Genomic DNA, 23,030 nt, shown 5'->3' with positions numbered 1-23,030 from the left:
CTTATGATAGCTGGAATCTTCTGGAAAGCATTCCTGCTTCTGCTTGAGATCCAAACGGGAAATCGCCACGCAGGACCGCAAGGTCGGAAGACGGGGCGGCCAGGCTAGGAGACGCACAGGATGAGCAAAAACCTCAATTCGGTCTCGGTGCTCGCCGTGATGGCGCTCGCGCCCATCGGGCTCTCGAGCATCGCTGCGGCGAACGACAAGCTCGTCGAGATGTCGAAGAGCGACGACAACTGGGTCATGCCCGGTAAGAACTACGACTCGAACAATTTCAGCGATCTGACGCAGATCAACAAGGACAACGTCAAGCAGCTCAAGTCGGCCTGGAGCTTCTCCACCGGCCTGCTCAACGGGCATGAGGGCGCTCCCCTCGTCGTCGACGGCAAAATGTTCATCCACACCTCGTTCCCGAACAACACCTTCGCGGTCAGCCTCGACGATCCGGGCACGATCCTCTGGCAGGACAAGCCCAAGCAGAATCCGGCCGCCCGCGCCGTGGCCTGCTGCGACCTCGTCAACCGCGGCCTCGCCTACTGGCCCGGCGACGGCAAGACCCCGTCGCTGATCCTCAAGACGCAGCTCGACGGCAACGTGGCGGCGCTCAATGCCGAGACCGGCGAGACCGTGTGGAAGGTCGAGAACTCCGACATCAAGGTCGGCTCGACCCTCACGATCGCCCCCTACGTGGTCAAGGACAAGGTGATCATCGGCTCGTCCGGCGCCGAGCTCGGCGTGCGCGGCTATCTCACCGCCTACGACGTGCGCACCGGTGAGCAGAAGTGGCGCGCCTACGCGACCGGGCCGGACAAGGACCTGCTGCTGGCCGACGACTTCAACATCAAGAACGCCCATTACGGCCAGAAGGGCCTCGGCACCGCCACCTGGGAGGGCGATGCCTGGAAGATCGGCGGCGGCACGAACTGGGGCTGGTACGCCTACGACCCCGGCACGAACCTGATCTATTTCGGCACCGGCAACCCGGCGCCCTGGAACGAGACCATGCGGCCGGGCGACAACAAGTGGACGATGACGATCTTCGGCCGCGACGCCGATACCGGCGAGGCCAAGTTCGGCTACCAGAAGACGCCCCACGACGAGTGGGACTATGCCGGCGTCAACGTGATGATGCTGTCCGAGCAGAAGGACAAGGATGGCAAGATGCGCAAGCTTCTGACCCATCCGGACCGCAACGGCATCGTCTATACCCTCGATCGTACCGACGGCTCACTGGTCTCGGCCAACAAGATCGACGACACCGTCAACGTCTTCAAGTCGGTGGACCTGAAGACCGGCCAGCCCGTGCGTGATCCCGAATACGGCACCCGGATGGACCACCTCGCCAAGGACATCTGCCCCTCGGCGATGGGCTACCACAACCAGGGCCACGATTCGTACGACCCGAAGCGTCAGGCCTTCTTCATGGGCATCAACCACATCTGCATGGATTGGGAGCCCTTCATGCTGCCCTACCGGGCGGGTCAGTTCTTCGTCGGTGCGACGCTGAACATGTATCCGGGCCCGAAGGGCGACCGGCAGAACTACGAGGGACTTGGCCAGATCAAGAGCTACAACGCGATCACGGGCAAGTTCAACTGGGAGAAGATGGAGCGCTTCGCCGTGTGGGGCGGGACGACGGCGACCGCCGGCAATCTCGTGCTCTACGGAACCCTCGACGGCTACATCAAGGCCCGCGATTCGGATAACGGCGATCTTCTCTGGAAGTACAAGCTGCCGTCCGGCGCCATCGGCTACCCGATGACCTACAGCCACAAGGGCACGCAGTACGTCGCGATCTACTACGGCGTCGGCGGCTGGCCGGGTGTCGGCCTCGTCTTCGACCTGCAGGACCCGACCGCCGGCCTCGGCGCGGTGGGCGCCTTCAAGAAGCTCGCCAACTACACCCAGATGGGCGGCGGCGTGATGGTGTTCTCCCTCGACGGCAAGGGTCCCTACGACGATCCGAACGTCGGCGAGTACGAGCAGCGCGCCTCGAAGTAGGGCGACCCGGATCGGCGTGGCTCGATCCGGCCGACCCGGATCGGCGTGGCTCGATCCGGGTCCATGACGGTGCAGATCGCGGTTGCCCCGCGGTCTGCTCCAGAATTCGCAATCCAAGCATCCGCGCAATGTGAAGTTGCCTCGGGCACGCCATTCCCGATCGTTGCGCGAACAAGCAGCATCAGAGGAAATCGATCCATGCCGCTCGCCAACGGATGCCGCCGCGCGGCCCGATCGGCCGCTCTCGTCCTGGCGCTCGGCTGCCTCGTTGCGCCTGCCGCCGCCCAGGAACCGCGCGCCCAGGAACCGCGCGCCCAGGAACCGCGCGCCCAGGAACCGCGCGCCAAGGAAGCCGAGGCCCAGGCGGATCCCGGAACGCTGCGCATCTGCGCCTCCGAGAGGCAGCCGCCGCTCTCGCTGCGGGACGGATCGGGGCTCGAGAACCGCATCGCGGCAGCGGTCGCCGAGGCGATGGGGCGCAAGCCCGTCTTCGTCTGGTTGGACAAGCCCGCGATCTACCTCGTGCGCGACGGGCTCGACAAGAAGACCTGCGACGTCGTCGTCGGCCTCGACAGCGACGACCCGCGGGTGCTCACGACGAAGCCGTATTACCGCAGCGGCTACGTCTTCCTCACCCGCGCCGACCGGGACCTCGACGTGAAGTCCTGGGCCGATCCGCGCCTCAGGGATGTCGGCCACATGGTGGTGGGGTTCGGCACCCCGGCCGAGGCGATGCTCAAGGATATCGGCCGCTACGAGGAGGACATGGCCTACCTCTACTCGCTCGTGAACTTCCGCGCGCCGCGCAACCAGTACACCCAGATCGACCCGGCCCGGATGGTGAGCGAGGTCGCGAGCGGCAAGGCCGATGTCGGCGTCGCCTTCGCGCCCGACATCGCCCGCTACGTGCGCGAATCGACGACGCCCCTGCGCATGAACCCGGTGCCCGACGACACCGTGCGCAGCGACGGCCAGCGCATGCCCCAGAGCTTCGACCAGTCGATGGGCGTGCGCCGGGACGACGGGGCCCTGAGGACGGCGCTCGATGCCGGGATCGAGAAGGCGAAGCCGCAGATCGCGGCGATCCTGAAGCAGGAGGGCGTGCCCCTCGCGCCTGCCTCGAACTGACATCCGCGCAGGGATGCGGGCATCGGCCGTCCGGCGCCCGGTCCCGGCGACGTGAAGGAGAGCAACCAGAGCCCCCATGATGATGCAAACCAGAACCGGCCTTGCCGCCTGCCTCGCCCTCGCCCTCGCCCTCGCCTCGGTCGGCCTCGCGGCGCTCGCCCAGCCGGCGTCCGGGCCGCAATCCGGGATCGTCTTCCGCAACACCGTGACGGGGGAGGCGCTCGACACCTCCCAGGGCAAGGAGGGCGGTCGCGACACCCCCGCCGTCAAGGCGTTCTTCGAGTCCGGCAAGAACCTCTACATCGACGACAAGGCCTGCCTGCGCAACGGCGAGAGCCTGTTCGCCACCTCCTGCTCGGGCTGCCACGGCCATCTTGCCGAAGGCAAGCTCGGCCCCGGCCTCAACGACAATTACTGGACCTATCCGGCCAATACCGAGGATACGGGCCTGTTCTCGACGATCTTCGGCGGCGCCAACGGCATGATGGGCCCGCACAACGAGAACCTCACGCCTGACGAGATGCTGCAGGTCATCGCCTGGATCCGGCATCTCTACACCGGTCCTGTGAAGGACGCCGTCTGGCTCGATGCCGAGCAGAAGAAGACCTACAGGCCATACAGGGAAGGAGAGACCTTCCCGAGGGATGCGAAGGGCCAGTGCAAGCCGCTGGAATGACGCCCTTCGGGAAGTCACGTCGCGCCATTCGCGCGGTCAACGAGCGGCGGTCGCCGCCGCACCAGGGAGAAACGCAGGAGATGACGATGCGCAGATTGATCACGGCGGCCGTGCTGGTGGCAGGAGCCGGGCTCGCCGGCCCGGCGCTGGCCTATGACGGCACCAAGTGCAAGGCGGCCGGCAATTGCTGGGAGCCCAAGCCCGGCTTCCCCGAGAAGGTCGCGGGCTCGAAATACGATCCGAAGCACGACCCGAAGGAGCTGAACAAGCAGTCCGAATCCATCAAGGGCATGGAGGAGCGCAACAAGAAGCGCATCGAGGCTGCCAAGAAGACCGGCAAGTTCGAGTACGACGTCAGCAAGATCTCGTCGAACTGACGTCGCTGGCCGCCCGTGCTCCGGGCGGCCGTCACGGCGGCCGCGACCCGACCCCGGGGAGGTGCACCGCGCCATCCCGGGGGCATCCGCCGAACCGGGGTCGCGGCCGTGCGTCCCGTCCTCCGGACGGGTCCGAGGACCAGGAAGCAGCATGAACAGGATCCGTCCCGGAGACGCGATGCTCACCGATTGGCGCGAGGCGGCCGGTCGCTTCGAGCGCGAGGTCGGCAAGGCCGTCCTCGGGCAGGCGCAGGCGATCCGCCTCCTGACGATCGCGATCTTCGCCCGCGGCCACGTGCTGCTCGAAGGCGATGTCGGCGTGGGCAAGACCACGCTGCTGCGGGCGGTCGCCCGCGCCCTCGGCGGGGCCTACGAGCGGATCGAGGGCACCGTCGACATGATGCCCTCGGACCTGATCTACCACAGCTACCTCGCCGATGACGGGCGTCCCCGGGTCGAGCCCGGGCCCGTCCTGCGCTCCTCCGAAGATCTGGCGGTCTTCTTCTTCAACGAGATCAACCGGGCGCGGCCACAGGTGCATTCCCTGCTCCTGCGCCTGATGGCCGAGCGCAGCGTCGCGGCCTTCAACCGCGAGTACCGCTTTCCGAACCTCCAGGTCTTCGCCGACCGCAACCGCGTCGAGCGCGAGGAGACCTTCGAACTCCCGGCGGCGGCGCGCGACCGGTTCCTGATGGAGATCGGCGTGGAGACCCCGCGCGACGCCGAGGCGCGCCGCGCCCTGGTCTTCGATCCTCGCTTCCACGACACCGACCGCCTGATCGAGGAGGTTGCCGAGGGGGTCCTCGATCACGCGGCGATCGCCGGCATCGCGCGGGCGATCCAGCATACCATCCAGGCCAGTCCGGAGATCGAGGCCTACGTCATCGCGCTCTGGGAGGCGCTGGTACGGCCGGGCGAGGCCGGCATCCGCCTGCCCGGCATCGATATGGCGGCGCTCGTGCAGGGCGGCGCCTCGCCGCGCGGCGTCGCCTTCCTGGTCCGGGCCGCCCGCGTCCGCGCCTGGCTCGAGGGCCGTGACTGGCTCGTGCCCGAGGATGTGCGCGCGATCTTCCCCGAGGTGATGGCGCACCGCGTCTTCCTGGAGCCCGTCTACGAGATGCGCCGGGAGACGATCGTTCCGGACCTGTGCCGGGCGGTGTTCGCGATGGTGCCGGCCCCATGAGGCCGGGCGGGACGACGGCCGAGATCATCTACCTGCCGCGCTGGCGGCCCGCCGGCAGCCGCGTCGGTGCGCATCGCGGCCGTGATGCGGGCGGCCTCGGCACCTTCAGGGATCAGGTGCCGTTCTGGCGCCTGCCGGAGGCCCGGCGCATCGATATCCGCGCGACGCTCCGCGACCCCTTCGAGGGCACGCATGTGCGCCGGTTCGAAGCGCGCACGGCCGTCGAGGCCTGGGCGCTGGTCGACCTCTCCGCCTCGATGCGCTTCCGGGGCGCGGCGGACCGGATGATGCTTGCGAGTCAGGTCTGCGTCGGGCTCGCCGGTTCCGCCACCCGCATCGGCGACGCCTTCGGACTGATCGCCTGCGGCGAGACCCTGCGCGACGACCTGTTCCTGCCCGCGACCCGGCGCCGTGGGAGGGCCCTGGACATGGCCGGTCGCATCGCGGCGGCCGCGGGCGCGGAGACCGGCGCGGCGGGGCTCGTGACCGCCGCCCGCCTCCTGGTGGGCCGGCCGAAGCTCGTCTTCCTGATCTCGGATTTTCGCTGGCCATCGGCCCTGATCGAGCAGGTCTTCGCCGCCCTGGCCCTTCACGACGTGGTGCCGATCCTGCTCGTCGACAGCGCCGAGGACGAGGGCCTGCCGGCCTGGGGGCTTGTCGAGCTCGACGATCTCGAGGGCGCGGGCCGCCGCGTGGTCTTCATGAGGCCGAAGCTGCGCCAGCGCTGGATCGCCCGCGAGCGGGCGCGCCTGGACGAACTCCGCCGCATCGCCACGGCCGTCGGGCGGGCGCCCTTCCGCCTCGTGGATCGCTTCGACCCCGAGGCCCTGAGCCGCCACCTGTTGACGAGCTGAGGCGGCCGATGCGTCCGCTCCTCGCCCTCCTCTCGCTTCTGCTGGCCGCGTGTCCCGGCATGCTGGCGGCGCAGGTGCGCTCCGTCGAGGTGCGCACGCCGCGCCCCTTCGGTTACTTCCTCGGCGACCTCGTGCAGGCACAGGTCGACATCGTGGCGGATTCGGGCTTCTCGGTGCAGGCCGCCTCGTTGCCGAAGCCCGGCCCCGTGGCCTACTGGCTCGACCTGCGCGACGTCGGCGTCGCGCAGGTCGACCTGGCCGATGCCCGGCGGATACGCCTGTCCCTGACCTATCAGAACTTCTACGCTGCCCTCGACGCGCGTGCTCTGGAGATCCCGGGCTTCGCCGTCACCCTCGCCAACGAGAGCCACGGGGGCACCACGACGGCGATCGCGCAGGTCCCCGCCTGGATGCTCAACGTCTCGCCCCTGCGCGAGGTGCAGCCCCCCGCGCGCGAGAACCCGGTCGACTATGTCCGCTCCGACGGGCGCGTCGCGGCCCTCGACGTCGCGCCCGCGCTGCGCGCCGCCGGCACGCTCCTCGGGCTCGCCGCCCTCGCGCTGATCCTGCTCGGGTGGCACCGGGCCTGGTGGCCGTTCGGTGCGCGGCCGGGGCGCGCCTTCGCGATCGCCCTGCGGCGGCTGGCCGGGCTCTCGCGCCGGCCCGACGCCGACGCCGCCTATCGCGAGGCCCTGCTCAGCCTGCACCGCGGGTTCGACGAGACCGACGGTCGTCGGGTCCTCGCCGACGATCTCCTGGGCTTCCTCGACCGGCACCCCGCGTTCAGGCCCCTGAACGCGCCCCTGACGCGGTTCTTCGCGGCGTCCCGCCTCGCCTTCTTCGGCGGGGCGACCGCGGCCGCCCGCGGGGACTGGTCCCTGGCCGAGGTCGAGGAGACGGCCCGGCGCCTCGCCGCAGCCGAGCGGACCCGCTGAGATGCCCGTGAGCGCGTTCCTCGCCCGACTCGACGCCGCCTCGCCCCTCCTCCTGTGGCTGCTGCCGCTCGCCCTGCTGCCCCTCTGGGTCTCGGGCCAACGCGTCACGCCGGTTCCGGCGATCCGCGCCGCCCCCTCGGACGGGCTGTCGCGGGCGATCGGCCGGGCCTTGAGCCTCGCGGGCGTTCTGGCGATCGGCGGCGTGATCCTGGCGCTCGCCGGGCCCTACCGGCGTGGCGAGACCGTCACCCGCACCGGCATCGGCGCGCAGGTCTCGATGCTGATCGACCGCTCGGGCAGCATGAACGAGACCTTCGCCGGCCGGCAGCCCTCGGGGGGCGAGGAATCGAAGGCCGCCGCCTCGCGCCGCCTCCTCGGCGAGTTCGTCGGCAGCCGGGCGCACGATCAGTTCGCCGTGGCGGCCTTCTCGACGGCACCGATGCTCGTCCTGCCGATGACCGAGCGCCACACGGCGGTGCGCGCCGCGATCGACGCCATCGACCGGCCCGGCCTCGACTACACCAACGTCGCCCGTGGCCTCGCCATGGCCCTCGCGCAGTTCGGCACCGGGACGGCCGAGGCCTCGCGGGTGCTGCTGCTCGTCTCCGACGGCGCGGCGGTGATCGATCCGCGGGTGCAGGGGCAGCTGCGCGCCGATTTCGCCAAGGTCCGGCCCAATCTCTACTGGCTGTTCCTGCGCACCAAGGGCTCACCCTCGATCTCGGACCGGCCTGCCGGCGAGGACACGCCGCAAGCGGCGCCCGAGCGCCACCTCGACCTGTTCTTCCGGAGTCTCGGCGTGCCCTACCGCGCCTTCGAGGTGGAGAGCGCGGAGGCGGTGGCGGACGCGATCCGCCGGATCGAAGGGCTGGAGCGCGACCCGATCCCCTACACCGAGCAGCGTCCGCGCCGGGATCTGACGCCCGTCGCCTACGCCCTGAGCGCCCTCGGCCTCCTCATCCTGATCGCCGGCAAGCTCGTCGAGGCGGATCTGCGCCGCGGACGCGCGGCGGCGGCCGAGGCGACGCCGGCCCGTGGCGTCTCCCGCGAGAGGAGGGCCGCGTGAGCGCAGCGACCCTCGATCGATCCTGGAGCCGGACCGCGCCGGGTCGGCCGACCCGGCTTGGCCGGGCCGGCGCCCTTGGGCGCCGCGCATGGCCGGCGCTCATCCTCACGCTTCCGATCGCGCTCCTCGTCGCGGCTCTCGGCTTCGGCGTGGCGGCATGGCGGACGGCCTTGACCAACCGCGCGATCGCGGCCCTCCAGGACGGGCGGGACGTTGCGGTCGCGCCCGCGGCCGACGGGGCGCTGCTCCTCGCCCGCACGCAGTTCCTGACCCTGAGAGGCAGGACCGAGGAGGCCGAGGCCGTGATCGAGGCTCTCGAGCGCCGGGGCGATCCGGACCGGGTCGCCCGCGCCCGCTACGCCCTGGCCAATGCCCGCCTGCGCGGCGCCTTCGGCCATCTGGAGCGCAACGACCTCGATCCGGCCGGTCCCCTCGTGACCCTCGCGCGCCAGGATTATCGCCGGGCGCTCCAGGCCAAGCCCGATTTCTGGGACGCGAAGTTCAACCTCGACGTCGCCTCGCGCCTGATCCGTGATTTCCCGGATTTCGACCGCAAGAGCGGCGACGAGCTGAAGGCCGAGCCGAAGAAGATCTGGACCGATATCCCGGGCCAGCCGCGGGGCGCCCCGTGAGGCGGCCGTTCCCGACCCGGATGCTCGCCCGCAATCTGCGGGACCGCCGGCTGCAGCTGCTGTCGGGCGCCCTCGCGCTCGTCCTGCTCACCTTCGCGGCCGCTCCGCTGCCGCTGACGCGGACGGGCTACGAGATCCTCGCCGTCGTCGACATCACGGGCAGCATGAACGTGCGCGACTACCGCGGCGCGGAGGGCGGCCCCGCGAGCCGGCTCGACACCACCAAGGCGGCCCTGCGCGCCCTCGTGGCGGGCCTGCCCTGCGGCTCCCGGCTGGCGCTCGGGATCTTCACCGAGCGGCGCCCCTTCCTCCTGTTCCTGCCGATCGAGGTCTGCGGCGACTTCGCGCCGCTCGACGGGACCTTGGCCGCCCTCGACTGGCGCATGGCCTGGGAGGGAGACAGCCGGATCGCGGCGGGTCTGTTCCGGGCGATCGAGATGGCGGAGAGCCTCGGGACCGATCTCGTCTTCGTCACCGACGGCCAGGAAGCACCGCCGCTGCCGCGGACCGGCGGCCCGCCCTTCCCGGGAAAGCCCGGGGCCGTGCGCGGGCTCATCGTCGGCGCAGGGGGGTACGGCCTCTCGCCGATCCCGCGCTACGACGACCGCGGCCGCGAGGTCGGCTTCTATGGCGAGACCGATGTCCAGCAGGAGAACCGCTTCGGACCTCCGCCCGCCGATGCGGAGAGCCGCGAGGGCTACAACCCCCGCAACGCCCCCTTCGGCAGCTCGGCGGCGCGCGGCAGCGAGCATCTGTCCTCCGTGCGCGAGCCCTACCTGAAGGCGCTCGCGGGCGAGACCGGCCTCGCCTACGCCCATCTCGCGGGCCCGGGCGGCCTCCTCCCCCCCGTTGCCGCCGCGGCGACGCCGCGCCCCGTCCCGGCCGACCTCGACCTGCGCCCGTTCCTCGGCGCCGCCGCTCTGGCGCTGCTCCTCGCCGTCTTCGCCGCCCCCCTCCTGCGCGCGCCCGGAAGCACGAGCGCGCATCACGTCCCGCGAGGGAAGAAAGTCTGATTCATGCGTCTCGTCACATCGACCGCACTCCTCGTGCTCGCGGCAACGGCCGCCCTCGCACACGGTCCGACGCCGCAGAAGATCGACCGGGCGATCACGATCAAGGCCAGGCCCGAAGCCGTCTGGAAGGTGGTCGGGGACTTTGCCGGGATCGGCAGCTGGCATCCGGACGTCGCCAGGAGCGAGGGCGCGAACGGCAACCGGGAGGGCGGGACCCGCACGGTCACCTTCAAGCGCGGCGGCACCCTAAAGGAGGGTCTCGACGAGTGGAAGGCGGACGGCCTCACCTATTCCTACCGGATGTCGGATCCCGATCTGACGGCGCTGCCGGTCTCGTCCTACTCCGCGACGCTCACGGTCACGCCGGACGGCGAGGGCGCGAAGGTCGCGTGGATGGGCCGCTTCTATCGCGGCGACACCGGGAACGAGCCGCCGGAGAACCTCAGCGACGCTGCCGGCCGGGCCGCCATGAGCCGGTATTTCGAGGATGGCCTGAACGGCCTGAAGGCGAAGGTCGAGGGCGCCGCGACGCCATGATCCGCCGCTGCGCGCCCTTCGTCCTCGCCTGCCTGATCGCCGCTCCGGCCCCCGCCCAGGCGGGCGGCGCGGCGGTCTACGTGGTGAGCCAGGAGGCGGGGATGCTCGCGCGCGTCGGCGCCGGAGCGGCGGCGGCGGATCCCGCCCTGCTCGTCGGGCCGAGGCCGGCCGGCATCGCGGTCGGACCCGGCGGGCAGGTCTATCTCAGCCATCCCGATCATCGCGCCATCACGGTGGTCGGCGGCCGGGACGGGCCCGCGCTGCGGCGCCTCGCCTTCGCGGGCCAGGCCTTCGGGATCGCGGTGTCGGACGACGGCGCCAGCCTCTTCGTGGGGGATTGGCGGGCCGGCACCGTGAGCCGCCTCTCGACGGCAAGCGGCGGCGTCGAGGGGATCGCCGGGGTCGGCCGCGAGCCCGCGGGGCTCGCCCTCGACCGGGCCGGCCGTCTCTTCGTGGCTGACCGCGAGAGCCGGCAGGTCAGCGTCGTCGATACGCGCTCCATGGTCCGGATCGCCACCGTGGCCGCCGGGGAGGCGCCCTTCGCCCTGGCCCTGAATCCCCGCCAGGATCGCCTCTACGTCGCCAACGTGCGCAGCAACACGCTCACGGTCATCGACACGCGGTCGCTCGAGCCCGTCGCGACGGTGCCGGTCGGCGCCATGCCCTACGGCGTCGCGGTCAGCCCGGATGGCCGGCTCGTCCTCGTGACGAACCAGCACGCCGGCACGGTCTCGGTGCTCGACGCCGATCGGCTGACGCTCGCGGGCACGGTCGCGGTCGGGAAATATCCCGAGGGCATCGCGGTGCTCGGGGGCCGGGCCTACGTGGCGAACTGGTTCTCGGACGACGTCTCCGTGATCGACCTCGCGACGCTTCGCGAATCCGAGCGCATCCGCGTCGGCGCGGGACCCCGCGCGATTGCGCTGGGCGCTCCCGAAGCGCCGGGCACACCCGACGAGAGGGTCCGATGAGGCTGCGCGTACTCCTCGCGCCGGTGCTCGCCCTGGGGCTGGGTGCCTGCGACGGCGGCCCGACCAATGCCCGCGACGAGGAGCAATCGGTCGTCGCCACGAAATCCGACATGGATGTCGCGACATGGCTCGCGCCGACCGACGCCATCGACACCGCGCGCTGGCTGGCCAGCCGCGAGGCGGATCACCTCGTCGGCGCCGACGACCCGACCGCCGCGCGGCTGCATCGCGTCCTGGCCCGCGCGAAACCCTACTTCATCGAAGATCCCCGCATGATCGCCAACCGGACCGCACAACTCGGGCAGATGCTCGCGGAGACGGGCCAGCGGGAAAGCTACGGCGACCTGATCGAGAGCCTCACCGCGATCGCCGCCGCCGGCAGGGGCAAGCAGCTCTATGGCGAGATGTGCCAGCACTACCTCAACACGCGCAATGCCGGCTCCGACCGTGCCGCCGCGCGCGCCAGGCTGATCGAGCGCTACGGAGCGCAGCGCACGGGGGAGACGCAACCATGATGGCGCACGCACCTCGCGCCGGGCGCGTGCGGCAGCGCTCCGGCGATCCGGCGGGCGATGCGCGGGAACAGGGCGCGGGGACCAGCGTCCTGATCGCGGACGATCACCCGCTCGTCCTCCACGGCCTTCGGATCCTGCTGGAGGATGCCGGGATCGCGACCATCTACGAGGCCCGGGACGCGGTGAGCGCTCACCACGCCTTCGATCGCTTCCACCCCCAGGTCGTCGTGACCGACCTGAGCTTCGAGGACAGGGGCCTGTCGGGCCTGTCTCTGATCGAGCGCATCCGCGCGCATGATCGGCGGGCGCGAATCCTGGTGTTCAGCATGCACACCGACCCCGTCGTCATCGCGCGCGCGGTCGAGAGCGGAGCGATCGGCTACGTGTTCAAGGATGCTCCGGCCGCGACGTTCCACGCAGCCTTCGACGCTGTCCGCGGCGGATGCGCCTACCTCGATCACGACGTCGCCACGCGCCTCGCCTTCTTCAATCTCACCAAACATCAGGTGCCGGCGACCCGGCTGAACAACCGCGAGCTGGAGATCTTCGCTCTGCTGGGTCAAGGCATATCGAAGCACAACATCGCCACGAAGCTATCGATCAACTACAAGACGGTCGTCAGCCATTGTTCCAGCATGCGCCAGAAGCTCGAGCTCGCGACCGACAAGGACCTGCTGCGGATTGCCATCGAACAAGGTCTGATCTCCGATCTCAACATGCCGGCCCGTCAGAAGCCCACCGAAGCGCGCTGACCCGGTGGCTCTGCGGGACCGCCGGATGTGCCCTGATGGCTCGGGGAGCGGATCGGAAGATCGAGCCGGGGACGCTCGATCGCCGCCGATCGCGCGTCTCGGCGTGCGTCGCGGGCGGAGATCCGACGTTTACTTGGGCAGGACGATGTTGGGAAGAATTGTTCCGTTTGGGCCGAATAGCTCGGCCGCCCGCGTGCAGCTCGCCGGCACATCCTTCCGGTAGGCTTCGAGGTAGGATCGGGCGCGAAGCAGGAGTTCCCCGCGCTCGAGTTCATCGAGGTTCACGCCCATCCGCTCGATCGCTGTCTTGAACAGGTTCTGGTTGCTGCGCAGGTCGGGGCAGGACGTATTTACGAAACCGACCAGGCCCGCCAGTTTCGCAGCGCCGTTGCGTGGATCTGAACTGCTCTTCCCCGGCTCTGCTTCGGCTCCCGCGGCCGTGATCTGACCAACGAAGGCGATGCAGAGGATGCCGGTGACGAATGTCGATTTCATAGGGGTTGTCCCACGCTGTGACGCATTGAGGGCGGTTCTGCGAGCCCCGACGGGCGCCAGCGCCGATGGAAATCTGGATGGGTGCGGGTCTTGCTGAGAGATGTCGTAAACATCTCTTCGAGACGTCACAGGATAACGATGTCGAAAACAAAAGGAAGACGTCTCATGAAACGAGCCGCGGCCCTGTTCTTATTAATTTCTGCGTATGACTTCTCTCCGGCACACGCGGCTGGGCTGAGGCTGGACAGCAAGGCCTCGCTCTGGCCGCGGGCGAGCACGAGCGAGAAGGTCGACTTCACGAACCGGATGGGAAAAGCGTTCGTCGGTCTCTCCGGATCCCTGGATCATCGGTACTTCATGCGATGCCTGGAGGAGACAGCCAATATCGGAAACACCGGCGAGCTTCGTCTCGAGGACATGGTCAAGACGTGCGTCTCGCTGAACAAGGACGGACCGGCAGAATAACCGCAACCTGTCGATGCGTTTCAGAATTCGAGCTGTCTGCTGGGACGCATCGCATCTCGCCTCCTCCGAGCGCGGCCGGACACTCGTGGAGAGCGCCGCCGCGAAGGGCACATGCGTGACGCGCTCCGGCAGAGCGATTTGGCAGAGGCGATTTCGGCCGTCGGGCAGGCCAAAAAGAAGGCGCTGCGTCTCCGCAGCGCCTCGCAGTGTCGGCCAATCATTGAGAGCGGAAGGCCTTTGGAAGTTCCCGACGGTAACGCGCGGACTGCGACTTTGAAACTGCCAGTATTGCCTGATTGCTTTAGGCATTCGTCCCGGGCGGGCGATCCTCTGATCGATCCTGCCTGCCGATGCATCCGGGCCGGTCGCGGCACGCTCGCACGCGACGCGCCGGATCCTCGACCGAACCATCGGGCGTCGCGGCCTCGGCGGCATGAGGCGCGCGCTCCCGCGAACGCTCAGGGAGCAGGGCACCGGTCAAGCGTGAACGGCCGAATCCACGGGCAGGGACGGCATCTGCAGGCGGACGCTGCCCTGACGGGGCGCGGCGCGCCGGCCGATTGCCAAATGCTCCCGGACCGGTTGCCACTTTGTCTCACTAACGCTCTGAGCCTAAAGCAAAAATGTGGCGTACGCGTCACGCTGCCCGCCAATTCGATGCCACATTCGCCGCGCGCGGGAGAACCCGAGCTTCGCTGTATTGTCTCTTCGATCGCCCCGTCACATGAGTGCTGGACTGCGCCCCACCAGGGGCGACAACAAACATCAGCTGGGTCGAGGGAAAAATGCGCTCGCTGCGTTACAGTCTGTTCGCGTCGGTGGCGCTGATGCCATGGGCGGTTCAGGCGCAACAGTCTGTCACGCTGGGTGAGATCAGCGTCGTCGCGACGACCCCGGTGGGTACGTCCGCAGGCAGCGGAGCGCCGAACACCTCCCTGTACAACGCGCCGGTGCTTCAGGTGCCGAGCACCGAGCGGCTGCGTGGCGGCGCTCAGCCGCTCTACAAGATCCCCAGCACCGTCGAGACGGTGACGGCGTCCGACCTGAACTTCGACCGGGCGACCTTCAACGCGGTCGACACCCTGGCCCGGCGCGTTCCCGGCCTGAACCTCTCGGACTCGCAGGGCAACAGCAACCGCGTCGACATCAACTATCGCGGCTTCCAGGCCTCGCCGGTGACCGGCGTGCCGCAGGGTCTGGCCGTCTACCAGAACGGCGTCCGCATCAACGAGGCTTTCGGCGACACCGTCAACCTCGATCTGATCCCGCAGGTCGCGATCAACCGCATCGACATCGTCACGGGCAACCCGGTCTTCGGCCTGAACGCGCTCGGTGGCGCCATCAACATCCAGATGAAGAACGGCTTCACCTGGCAGGGCACGGAGATCACCGCGCTCGGCGGCTCGGACGCACGCACCGCCGGCTCGCTCCAGTACGGCAAGATGATCGGTCCCTGGAGCGTCTATTTCGCGGGCGACGGCCTGAACGATCGCGGCTGGCGCTACGAGAGCCCCAGCACGATCGGCCGCGTCTACGGTGACCTCGGCTACCGCACGCCCGACTCGGAGTTCCACCTGATCGGCCAGCTGGCGCGGACCTATTTCGGCGCCGCCGCCGCGACGCCGACCGACTTCACCCACCGCGATCCGCGCGCGATCTTCACCTACCCGCAGACCACCACGACCGAGCTCGGCACCCTGCAGCTGACCGGCCGGGTCGACATCTCGCCGACCTGGGATCTCGCCGGAAACGCCTATTTCCGCCGCTTCAGCCAGCAATATATCGACGGCAACGACGGCAATTTCGAGAACTGCAGCACGCGTTCGAGCTTCCGCGGCCGGCTCTGCTTCGAGGATGACGGCTTCAGCCCCGCGGCTGGTCAGTCGCAGCTCGACTTCCGCAACCAGTTCCTGATCCTCGGCCGGGGTGCGGGCGCCACGGGCGTGCCGTTCACCGCGGGCGTGCCCTACGGCACCCTCGACGTGACCAAGACCGAGGCGACCGGCTACGGCGGCTCGCTGCAGGCCGCCAACCGCGACCGGGTCTTCGGCTTCAACAACAGCTTCGTGGTCGGCGGCTCGATCGACGTGGCCGATTACAGCTTCAAGTCGTCGAGCACCCTCGGGGTGATCAATCCCGACCTGTCGGTGACCACGAACCCGGCCAACCCGTTCTACGGCAACATCCCGGGGCTCGGGACCGACTTCCTGCGCACCGCGGGCGCCCTCGGCATCGCGCCGAGCTCGGTGACCGGCTCGAACCTCTACATGGGCCTCTACACCACCGACACGATCGACCTGACCGACGCCCTCTCGCTGACCGCGGGCGCCCGGCTCAACTTCGCCCGCATCTCCACGCAGGACCTGACCGGCTTCTCGCCGGACGTGACCGGCACGCACTACTTCAACAAGATCAATCCGCTGGCCGGTCTGACCTATCGCTTCAGCCCCGGCCTGTCGCTCTACGGCGGCTACTCGGAATCGAACCGCGCCCCGACGCCGCTCGAACTCGCCTGCGCCAATCCCTTGCGGCCCTGCCTCCTGCCGAACTCGCTGGTGGCCGACCCGCCGCTCAAGCAGGTGACGGGCCAGACCTACGAAGTCGGCTTCCGCGGCACGCTGCCGAACTTCTACGACGGGGGGCTCGTCAACTATAAGATCGGCGCCTTCCGCACCGACCTGGCGAACGACATCCTCCAGCTCGCGACGCCCGGCAATTCGGCCCGCGGTTACTTCGTGAACGTGCCGGCCACGCGCCGTCAGGGCTTCGAGATCGGCACGGAATACGTGGCCGATTGGCTCTCGGTCTATGCCAACTACGCCCTGATCGACGCCACCTTCCAGTTCAACGGGACGCTGTCCTCGCCGAACAACCCGCTCTCCGACGACGGTGCCATCTCCGTCACCCCCGGCAACAAGGTCCCGCTGATCCCCGCCCACCAGTTCAAGGTCGGCTTCGACGTCGAGGTGCTGCCGCGCTGGCGTGTCGGCCTCGCGCTCCAGGCGTACTCGTCCTCGTACTACCGGGGTGACGAGTCGAACCTGAACCGGAAGCTGCCCGCCTACTACGTGATGAATCTCAACACGAGCTACCGGGTGAATCCCAACCTGGAACTCTTCGGCTACGTGACCAACCTGACCAACAACCGCTACGCCACGTTCGGCACCTTCTTCGAGCCGGGACTGGTGGCGAACCGTTACCCGGTCAACGATACCCGTACGACGACGCTGGCTCAGCCGCTCTCGATCTACGGCGGCATCCGCTACACCTTCGGCGAGGCTCCGGCACCGATGGCGGAACCCATCATCCGCAAGTACTGAGTTCGGGCCGCGTCACGCGCTTCGATGCCGGTGTAGCCTCCATCGAAGCGGGCCCGCGTGCAGGATCGAGCCTGCCCCCCGTCATCCGACGATGACGGGGGGCAGGGCAATTCCGAGTTCCGAGATGCGGCGCGGTCCCCTGAGGTCCGCGCCGCATCTGCCGTTTGTCGACTCCGCTTGTCGTCCCCGCACGCGAAGGCGCGGGCTCACCGACGCGGCCTTCGATATGCGGATCAGGTCGGTGACGCGCGCAGGGTTGAGCGTCCCGAGCGGGTTCGCCGCGACAGGATCGGCTGCGCAGATCGCGGGAGGCACGCATCAGGCGCGGCGTTGGGCGCGAGCGTCTGCGGACGGCACGGCGGAGGTAGGCGGGCGTATTCCCCCCGCAATCGCGGCAGGGCGTCACGTCCCGGAACTCCATGATCTTGGTCATCCTTGTTCTCGGACCACCGCAGAACCTTCGGAGACCGAAAGATCGTGAGACGCACCCTGTTCGGGCTCGGTACGTTGGCCGCCCTCCTGTCCGCCCAACCGGCCTTCGCGGAAGGCAAGCCGCTCGCCCCACCCGCGAGCGACGCCATGCCGCCGGTGGAGCTGACCATCACCATGAAAGACGGAAAGCCGGTCTGCGCGCCGGCCGAGCTGCTCCTGCCCGCCGACACCAACGTCGCGTTGCACGTGATCAGCCGCGCCGACGCTCCCATCACCATCACCATGGGCGAGCAGTTCGAGAACGGGCGCGTCCTGCACGCCGACGGCGACCTCGTCCACGTGATGAGCGAGAAGGGCTACAGCGTGAAGCGGAACGGTCAGGGCACCCTGCGCCTCAGGACCATGAAGGCCGGCACGCAGGATTATGCCTGCACCAGCAACCGCAACCAAGACGCGCCGTTCACCGGCAAGCTGACCTTGTCGCCGCCCGCCGGCTGAGGTGAGCGTCCTGCTCGAGTCAGTCGGCGGCGGGGCGCGCGGCGGGCATCACGCGGTCCATCCGCGCGCGCAGCGCCTGGACGCTGCGATAGCCGACCGCCGCCGCGACCTGGCGTGGTGCCTGCCCGTCGGCGGCCAGGGCCATGGCCCGGATCACCCGTGCCCGGGCACGCCACTCCCCCAGGCTCAGGCCCGTCTCCTGGCGGAACCCCCGCGTCAGGGTCCGGCGGCTGAGACCCGCCTGCCAAGCCCAGGCGTCGAGATCGAGGGGCGAGGCAGGATCGTCGATCAGCCCGACGCAGACCCTTCGGAGCCGGAGATCGTCCGGCAGCGGCAGGGTCAAGGGCGTCTCCGGCGCCCGCGCGATCTCGTCGAGCACCAGCGCCGCGAGGTGACCGCCGCGCCCCGCCTCGTCGTAGAGCACGGGCTCGCCGGTCAGCGCCGCCAGCGCGGCGGCGAGGAGGGGCGAGACCGCGATGACCTGGGCCCGGGTCGGGAAGCCCGAGACGGCATCGGCCGCGAGGTAGGCGGAGCACATCGAGACCGCGCCGTGCATCACCACCGCGTGGGGCAGGCGCGGCGGGATCCAGAGGGCGTGGCCCTCCGGCACCACCCAGGTGCCGTCCTGGGCGGTCGCCATCATCAGGCCCGCCGTCGCGTAGAGAAGCTGCGCGCGCGGGTGGAAGTGCCGGCCCGTGCGGCTCCCGGCCGCGAAGGTCTTGGGCATCACCGCGACCCGGCGCGGCACGTTCTGGTAATCCTCGGCCCGGATCGAACGCATCGCGGCTTCCGCATCGTGTCGTCTTGGCCCGATTGCGTACACCTTCGGCCCGACGCCGTTCAACGGGTCAGGTAGACAGAGGCATACCTGCGGAGAGCCCGCCCGATGGATGCCGACACCCTCTCCCGCCGCACGCTGCGCTTCGTCAACATCGCGCACGCGCTCGACCACTTCGTGCTGCTGATCTACCCCACCGCCGTGCTCGCCATCGCGGCGCAGACCGGCCTCGGCTACGGCGAGCTGATCGGGCTCGCCACCGGCGCCTTCGTGGCCTTCGGCCTCTGCGCGCTGCCGATGGGCTGGCTCGCCGACCGGTTCGGGCGGCGCACCATGCTGGCGATCTTCTTCTTCGGCTACGGCCTGTCCTGCCTCGGCGTGGCGAGCGCCGCGAGCCCCACGGCCTTCGCGGTCTGGCTCTGCGTGCTGGGGCTCGCCTCGGCGATCTACCATCCGGTCGGCTCGACCATGCTGGTCACCCATGCCCGCCGGCTCGGGCGCGACCTCGGCGTGAACGGTGTCTGGGGCAATTTCGGTGCGGCGACCGCCTCGGGCGTGACGGCGCTGCTGGCGGCGGGCGTCGGCTGGCAGGCGGCCTTCGTGGTGCCCGGCCTCGTCTGCCTCGCCTGCGGGGCCGCCTTCCTGGCCCTGGTGCCGGGCGACGGCCAGGGCGGCGCCGGCAAGGCCGGCGGCGCCCCGCTCATCGCGGTCTCGCGCCCCCTCGCCCTCCTCGTCGTGTTCGGCTTCGCGATCGTGGCGGGGGGCATGACCTTCAACGTCACCACGATCGCGCTGCCCAAGGTCATCGACGAGCGCGTCGGCGACGGGCTGCCGCTCGCGCTGATCGGCTCCCTCGCGACCGTCGTGTTCGTGTTCGGGGCCCTCACCCAGCTGCTGATGGGGCGCCTCATCGACCGCTACAGCCTGCCGACGCTCTTCCTCGGCCTGTCCGTTCTGCAGCCGGTCGGGCTCGGCCTCGCGGCGGTGAGCTCGGGCCTCCCGCTCCTCCTCGGGCTCGTCCTGACGATGGCGGCCCTCTACGGCCAGGTGGTCATCAACGACGCGATGGTGGCCCGCTACGTGCCGCCCGCCTACCGGGCCAGGGCCTACAGCGTGCGCTACTTCCTGGGCTTCACGGTCAGCGGCTTCGTGGTGCCGATGATCGCGCTCCTGCACGATCGCGGCGGGTTCGGGCTCGTCCTCGGGCTGGCGGCCGCCTTCGGCCTCGTGATCTTCGCCGCCGCCCTCGGCTTCTTCGGACTGACGCGGCGCGACGGGGCGCATCGGCTCGCCCCCGCGGAGTAGGCGCCCGCCCGCCGGGGCGCAATCTCAGCGCGCCCGGCCCTCGATCCACCCGATGATCGCGTCGGCGACCTCGCGGTTGTTCGACTCCAGCATCATCATGTGGCCGTTTCCGCGGATGCCGTGCTCGGCGAGCGGGAGCCGGTCCGGCTTCGCGCCGGCCTGCTCGAGGAAGGCGGCCGTGCAATCGTCCATCGTCGCCCGGAACGAGGCCTCGCCCGTGACGATCACCGCCGGCACCTTGGCGAGGTTCGGCAGCCGTCGCGCCGGCTCGGCCTGCAGCCAGCACCGGATCCGGTCGGGCCGCGCCGGCGCCTCGGCCTGGACGACCGTCAGGTCCGACGGCGCGGTCACGGGCGGCTCGAAGCGCAGGGGCACGCGCGTGATGCCGTAGGGCCTCGCCCGCGCCTCGCCGACCCGCTCGTACCAATCGGCCCCACCCTTGAAGCGGATGTCGAAGAAGGTCGGCCCGTTCGGCTCGACGGCGACGTGCGCCTTCACGAGATCGGGCCGCTGGTCCGAGACCGCCCAGCCGAAGACACCGGCCTGCGAGTGGGTCAGCAGGATCGCGGGACCGAGCTTCTCCAGGAGGGTGATCAGGGCGGGATCGACAAGCTCCTCGCTCCTCAGCGCGCTCGCGATGGAGGGCACCTGCGAGAGGAAGAACTGATCGAAGGCGGCGTTGCCCTTGAGGCCCGGCCCGCCCGGCCACTGCGTGTGCAGCTTGGCCTGCGGAAACAGGTCGAACGTCTCCTGCCCGGTGAAGACGCTCTCGAGATCGCCGGTCGTGAGGCGGGCATACGGGCCGTAGACCTCCGGGTTGTCGCCCGAACGCCCGCGCCCGACCTGATCGACGACGTAGACCGCGAAGCCCCGTTCCACGAACCGGCTCACCCAGCCCGGCCGTCCGTCCGGCGTGCCGAGGAAGTTGATGCCGGTCTGCGCCGTGCCGTGCACCATCACGACGGGATAGGGTTGCGAGACCCGAGCCGGAGCGTGGTACTGCACGAACATCTGCCCGACGGCGATGTCCTTGCCCGCGACGGTCTCGTAGCGGCCGCCGACGAAGAAGTAGCCCTCCCGCTGGGCCGGCTTGAACATCGACGGGGCTGTCGAGGCCGGATCGGTCCTCACCGGGTCGGCCGGCGCGCCGAGGGAGAGGCCGAGCAGGGCGCAGGCGGCCCCCAGGACGGACTTGAGCATGCGTTGAACCTCCCGAGGACGTCTGACGCGTCCCTCCGGTCGCATATCACCGGCAATGGGCGGCAGCGTCCAGCCGCCCGGGGCGGCGCCCCTGCGGGCGCGGGTCCCCTCGGGTGCCCTTGACGCCGCGTTAACCCTGCCGGCCCAGGGTTCGCGTGTGTGCGGATCGTCTCAGACGGGCCGGCGGATCCGATCGAGACTGGATGCGGGCGATCCGGCCCGGTTGGCGATCGAAGAGGAGAGATCATGAGGCTGCGGCATCTCTTCACCGAACATCCGTCCTCGCTCGGCGAGACCTATCCCGAACACATGCGCGCATCCCTGGGCTATGCCGTGCCGCTCCTCGGCGCGTCGATGGCCGCCTTCGTGCACGCGCTGTTCCCGTTCCTGTTCACGACGACCGCGAGTGCGACCGTGAAGCGCCTGTACGAGCGCATGACGCGGCGCTGCGCCACCTGCCCGTCGGGGCGCATCCACCGCCCCGACCTGTTCGCCCGCAAGCCCGAGCCGAAGGCGTACGAGGCGGGTCTGGTCTACGAGATCTGAGGCGCGGCCCCCTCCCCGCCGCGCGGCGCGCGCCTGTTGCGGTCTCCACGGGGGCCCCATCGCACGGGCTTGCGGGGTGCTTGACCTCTTCCGCGGGGTCGGCCCAAGCCATGCGCTCACGGAGATTCCAGCCGATGGGGGGCCGGTGTCATGATCCGATCGATGCGCCCCCGGCACGGGCACGGGCAAGGGAGGGTCACGATGACGCGCTTTGGGCAGGCAGGGTGTCTCGCGATGACGATACTCGCCCTCTCGCACGGTCCTGGCCGGGCCGACGAGGACGCGAAGGCGGGCTGGCGCGGCGATTTCGTCGCCCGCCTGGAGGCCCTTGCGCTCCTGCAATCGCTCAATGCCGATCTGCTCAGCCACGACAGCGCGACCCTGACCCTCGACCGCTGGTGCGCGGCTCACGGCCTCGCCTCACCGGCCCGCATCGTCGCCGAGCGCATCGGCGACGACAAGCCGGCGACGGAGGAGGTCCGTCACCAGCTTCGCGTCGACCCGTCCGAGCCCGTCCGCTATCGCCACGTGCGGCTGCGCTGCGGGACGCACGTCCTCTCCGAAGCGGACAATTGGTACGTGCCGGCCCGCCTCACGCCCGAGATGAACCATCAGCTCGACATGACGGACATCGCCTTCGGGCGCGCCGTGCAGGCCCTGCGCTTCCAGCGGCACACGCTGTCGGCGAAGCTGCTCTGGTCTCCGCTGCCGGACGGCTGGGAGGTCGCCCCGGAGGCGCAGGTCCCGCCGGGCGAGGCGCCCCTCACGCCACCGGCGCAGGTCATCGAGCACCGGGCCGTGCTGAGGCTGCCGGACGGGACGCCCTTCAGCGAGGTCGTCGAGACCTATACGGGCGCGGTCCTCGCCTTCCCGGAGCCGCGCCGGCCGTGATCACGCGGGTCCCCGGCGCGGCGACGGCTCGGCTCGAGCGCCGGAGCGCCCTCGGTGCCTCCGTCCTCAGCAGCTGAGCCGCCGGCCCTCACGGCGCCCGAACACCCGGTAATGCGCGGCGCCGGATTCCATCTGGCCGCGGTTGACCGCGCGGCGAACGTCGGGATTGCAGCGCAGGTACTCGCCCTCGTCGAACGCGAACTCGCGGTCCCGATCCCGATAGCCGCGATCCCGGTATCCGGAATCGCGGTCCCGGTATCCGGAATCACGGTCCCGGTAGCCGTATTCCGGGCCGCCATAGGGTTGGGCCAGGGCCGGGCCCATCAGCCCCAGGCCCAAGGCCGCCACTGCAATAAGCGCCTTCATGTCGCGTGTTCTCCTCATCGGCAGCTAGGAACGCCCTGGGACGGCATTGGTTCGATCAGCTTGGCCATTTGGTCCGCGTAGACTGCGCAGG

24 protein-coding genes are annotated in these 23,030 nt (G+C 69.8%); 20 read left to right on the top strand and 4 right to left on the bottom strand.

Annotated features, from left to right (window positions below):
- Nucleotides 1–120 precede the first annotated feature (120 nt).
- From F6X51_RS08915 to F6X51_RS08850, 14 genes are all read left to right on the top strand, one after another.
- Nucleotides 121–2,004 carry a methanol/ethanol family PQQ-dependent dehydrogenase gene (locus F6X51_RS08915; protein ID WP_150962863.1) on the top strand — a complete coding sequence of 628 codons (1,884 nt, stop codon included), beginning with the start codon at nucleotides 121–123 and terminating at the stop codon, nucleotides 2,002–2,004.
- Nucleotides 2,005–2,202: 198 nt separating this feature from the next.
- Nucleotides 2,203–3,132: a methanol oxidation system protein MoxJ gene (gene moxJ, locus F6X51_RS08910; RefSeq protein WP_150962862.1), complete on the top strand. Its 930-nt coding sequence runs from the start codon at nucleotides 2,203–2,205 to the stop codon at nucleotides 3,130–3,132.
- Between the two features lie 79 nt (nucleotides 3,133–3,211).
- The gene (gene moxG, locus F6X51_RS08905; protein WP_407658484.1) at nucleotides 3,212–3,808 is read left to right on the top strand and encodes a cytochrome c(L), periplasmic; all 597 of its coding nucleotides are present in this window, start codon (nucleotides 3,212–3,214) and stop codon (nucleotides 3,806–3,808) included.
- An 86-nt stretch (nucleotides 3,809–3,894) separates the two neighbouring features.
- Nucleotides 3,895–4,185 (top strand): methanol dehydrogenase [cytochrome c] subunit, encoded by a 291-nt coding sequence (locus tag F6X51_RS08900; RefSeq protein ID WP_150962860.1) that lies wholly within the window; start codon nucleotides 3,895–3,897, stop codon nucleotides 4,183–4,185.
- Between the two features lie 151 nt (nucleotides 4,186–4,336).
- The gene (locus F6X51_RS08895) at nucleotides 4,337–5,368 is read left to right on the top strand and encodes an AAA family ATPase (protein ID WP_150962859.1); all 1,032 of its coding nucleotides are present in this window, start codon (nucleotides 4,337–4,339) and stop codon (nucleotides 5,366–5,368) included.
- Nucleotides 5,365–6,222 (top strand): DUF58 domain-containing protein, encoded by an 858-nt coding sequence (locus tag F6X51_RS08890; RefSeq protein WP_150962858.1) that lies wholly within the window; start codon nucleotides 5,365–5,367, stop codon nucleotides 6,220–6,222. Before F6X51_RS08895 ends, F6X51_RS08890 begins: the two co-directional genes overlap by 4 nt.
- An 8-nt stretch (nucleotides 6,223–6,230) precedes the next feature.
- Complete coding sequence (locus F6X51_RS08885) at nucleotides 6,231–7,157, top strand: nonribosomal peptide synthetase MxaA (RefSeq protein ID WP_150962857.1); 927 nt, start codon at nucleotides 6,231–6,233, stop codon at nucleotides 7,155–7,157.
- A gap of 7 nt (nucleotides 7,158–7,164) precedes the next feature.
- Nucleotides 7,165–8,223, top strand: a complete 1,059-nt coding sequence (locus F6X51_RS08880) for a vWA domain-containing protein (protein WP_150962856.1) — start codon at nucleotides 7,165–7,167, stop codon at nucleotides 8,221–8,223.
- Complete coding sequence (locus tag F6X51_RS08875) at nucleotides 8,220–8,855, top strand: MxaK protein (protein ID WP_150962855.1); 636 nt, start codon at nucleotides 8,220–8,222, stop codon at nucleotides 8,853–8,855. Before F6X51_RS08880 ends, F6X51_RS08875 begins: the two co-directional genes overlap by 4 nt.
- Nucleotides 8,856–8,875: 20 nt before the next feature.
- Entirely contained in the window at nucleotides 8,876–9,868 is a 993-nt protein-coding gene (locus tag F6X51_RS08870; RefSeq protein ID WP_150962897.1) for a VWA domain-containing protein, read from the top strand.
- Nucleotides 9,869–9,871: 3 nt separating this feature from the next.
- Nucleotides 9,872–10,405, top strand: a complete 534-nt coding sequence (locus tag F6X51_RS08865) for an SRPBCC family protein (protein WP_150962854.1) — start codon at nucleotides 9,872–9,874, stop codon at nucleotides 10,403–10,405.
- Nucleotides 10,402–11,376 carry a YncE family protein gene (locus F6X51_RS08860; protein WP_150962853.1) on the top strand — a complete coding sequence of 325 codons (975 nt, stop codon included), beginning with the start codon at nucleotides 10,402–10,404 and terminating at the stop codon, nucleotides 11,374–11,376. The genes F6X51_RS08865 and F6X51_RS08860 overlap by 4 nt, the downstream gene beginning before the upstream one ends.
- On the top strand, nucleotides 11,373–11,891 hold the full coding sequence (locus F6X51_RS08855; protein WP_150962852.1) for a hypothetical protein: 519 nt from the start codon (nucleotides 11,373–11,375) through the stop codon (nucleotides 11,889–11,891). The genes F6X51_RS08860 and F6X51_RS08855 overlap by 4 nt, the downstream gene beginning before the upstream one ends.
- Nucleotides 11,888–12,643: a response regulator transcription factor gene (locus F6X51_RS08850; RefSeq protein ID WP_246696697.1), complete on the top strand. Its 756-nt coding sequence runs from the start codon at nucleotides 11,888–11,890 to the stop codon at nucleotides 12,641–12,643. Before F6X51_RS08855 ends, F6X51_RS08850 begins: the two co-directional genes overlap by 4 nt.
- Before the next feature lie 129 nt (nucleotides 12,644–12,772).
- On the opposite strand, the gene F6X51_RS08845 is transcribed toward F6X51_RS08850, so the two are convergent.
- Entirely contained in the window at nucleotides 12,773–13,138 is a 366-nt protein-coding gene (locus F6X51_RS08845; RefSeq protein WP_150962850.1) for a hypothetical protein, read from the bottom strand.
- A gap of 165 nt (nucleotides 13,139–13,303) precedes the next feature.
- Here F6X51_RS08845 and F6X51_RS08840 point away from each other — a divergent pair, with 165 nt between their 5' ends.
- The 3 genes from F6X51_RS08840 to F6X51_RS08830 all read left to right on the top strand — a co-directional run bounded on the left by F6X51_RS08840 (nucleotide 13,304) and on the right by F6X51_RS08830 (nucleotide 17,853).
- A complete protein-coding gene (locus tag F6X51_RS08840; RefSeq protein ID WP_246696696.1) occupies nucleotides 13,304–13,603 on the top strand; it encodes a hypothetical protein in 300 nt (99 codons plus the stop codon).
- A 785-nt stretch (nucleotides 13,604–14,388) separates the two neighbouring features.
- Nucleotides 14,389–16,923 carry a TonB-dependent receptor gene (locus F6X51_RS08835; protein WP_150962849.1) on the top strand — a complete coding sequence of 845 codons (2,535 nt, stop codon included), beginning with the start codon at nucleotides 14,389–14,391 and terminating at the stop codon, nucleotides 16,921–16,923.
- A 477-nt stretch (nucleotides 16,924–17,400) separates the two neighbouring features.
- Nucleotides 17,401–17,853, top strand: coding sequence for a cupredoxin domain-containing protein (locus F6X51_RS08830; protein WP_150962848.1), 453 nt, complete (start codon nucleotides 17,401–17,403; stop codon nucleotides 17,851–17,853).
- A 19-nt stretch (nucleotides 17,854–17,872) separates the two neighbouring features.
- Here the strand turns inward: F6X51_RS08830 and F6X51_RS08825 are convergent, their stop codons facing one another.
- A complete protein-coding gene (locus F6X51_RS08825) occupies nucleotides 17,873–18,634 on the bottom strand; it encodes an AraC family transcriptional regulator (RefSeq protein ID WP_150962847.1) in 762 nt (253 codons plus the stop codon).
- A gap of 105 nt (nucleotides 18,635–18,739) precedes the next feature.
- On the opposite strand from F6X51_RS08825, the gene F6X51_RS08820 reads away from it, so the two are divergent.
- Nucleotides 18,740–19,936, top strand: a complete 1,197-nt coding sequence (locus tag F6X51_RS08820; RefSeq protein ID WP_150962846.1) for an MFS transporter — start codon at nucleotides 18,740–18,742, stop codon at nucleotides 19,934–19,936.
- Between the two features lie 24 nt (nucleotides 19,937–19,960).
- On the opposite strand, the gene F6X51_RS08815 is transcribed toward F6X51_RS08820, so the two are convergent.
- The gene (locus F6X51_RS08815; protein WP_150962845.1) at nucleotides 19,961–21,136 is read right to left on the bottom strand and encodes an alpha/beta hydrolase; all 1,176 of its coding nucleotides are present in this window, start codon (nucleotides 21,134–21,136) and stop codon (nucleotides 19,961–19,963) included.
- Nucleotides 21,137–21,382: 246 nt separating this feature from the next.
- On the opposite strand from F6X51_RS08815, the gene F6X51_RS08810 reads away from it, so the two are divergent.
- Nucleotides 21,383–21,682, top strand: coding sequence for a DUF6356 family protein (locus F6X51_RS08810; protein WP_150962844.1), 300 nt, complete (start codon nucleotides 21,383–21,385; stop codon nucleotides 21,680–21,682).
- 201 nt (nucleotides 21,683–21,883) lie between these two features.
- Nucleotides 21,884–22,573: a hypothetical protein gene (locus tag F6X51_RS08805; protein ID WP_150962843.1), complete on the top strand. Its 690-nt coding sequence runs from the start codon at nucleotides 21,884–21,886 to the stop codon at nucleotides 22,571–22,573.
- 66 nt (nucleotides 22,574–22,639) lie between these two features.
- Here F6X51_RS08805 and F6X51_RS08800 read toward each other — a convergent pair whose 3' ends face one another.
- Nucleotides 22,640–22,939, bottom strand: a complete 300-nt coding sequence (locus F6X51_RS08800; protein ID WP_150962842.1) for a hypothetical protein — start codon at nucleotides 22,937–22,939, stop codon at nucleotides 22,640–22,642.
- Nucleotides 22,940–23,030 lie beyond the last annotated feature (91 nt).

It is taken from the genome of Methylobacterium planeticum, assembly GCF_008806345.1.
Taxonomy (GTDB): domain Bacteria; phylum Pseudomonadota; class Alphaproteobacteria; order Rhizobiales; family Beijerinckiaceae; genus Methylobacterium; species Methylobacterium planeticum.
The sequence above is the reverse complement of the archived record's forward strand: the minus strand, read 5'-3'. Positions and strand labels throughout refer to the sequence as shown.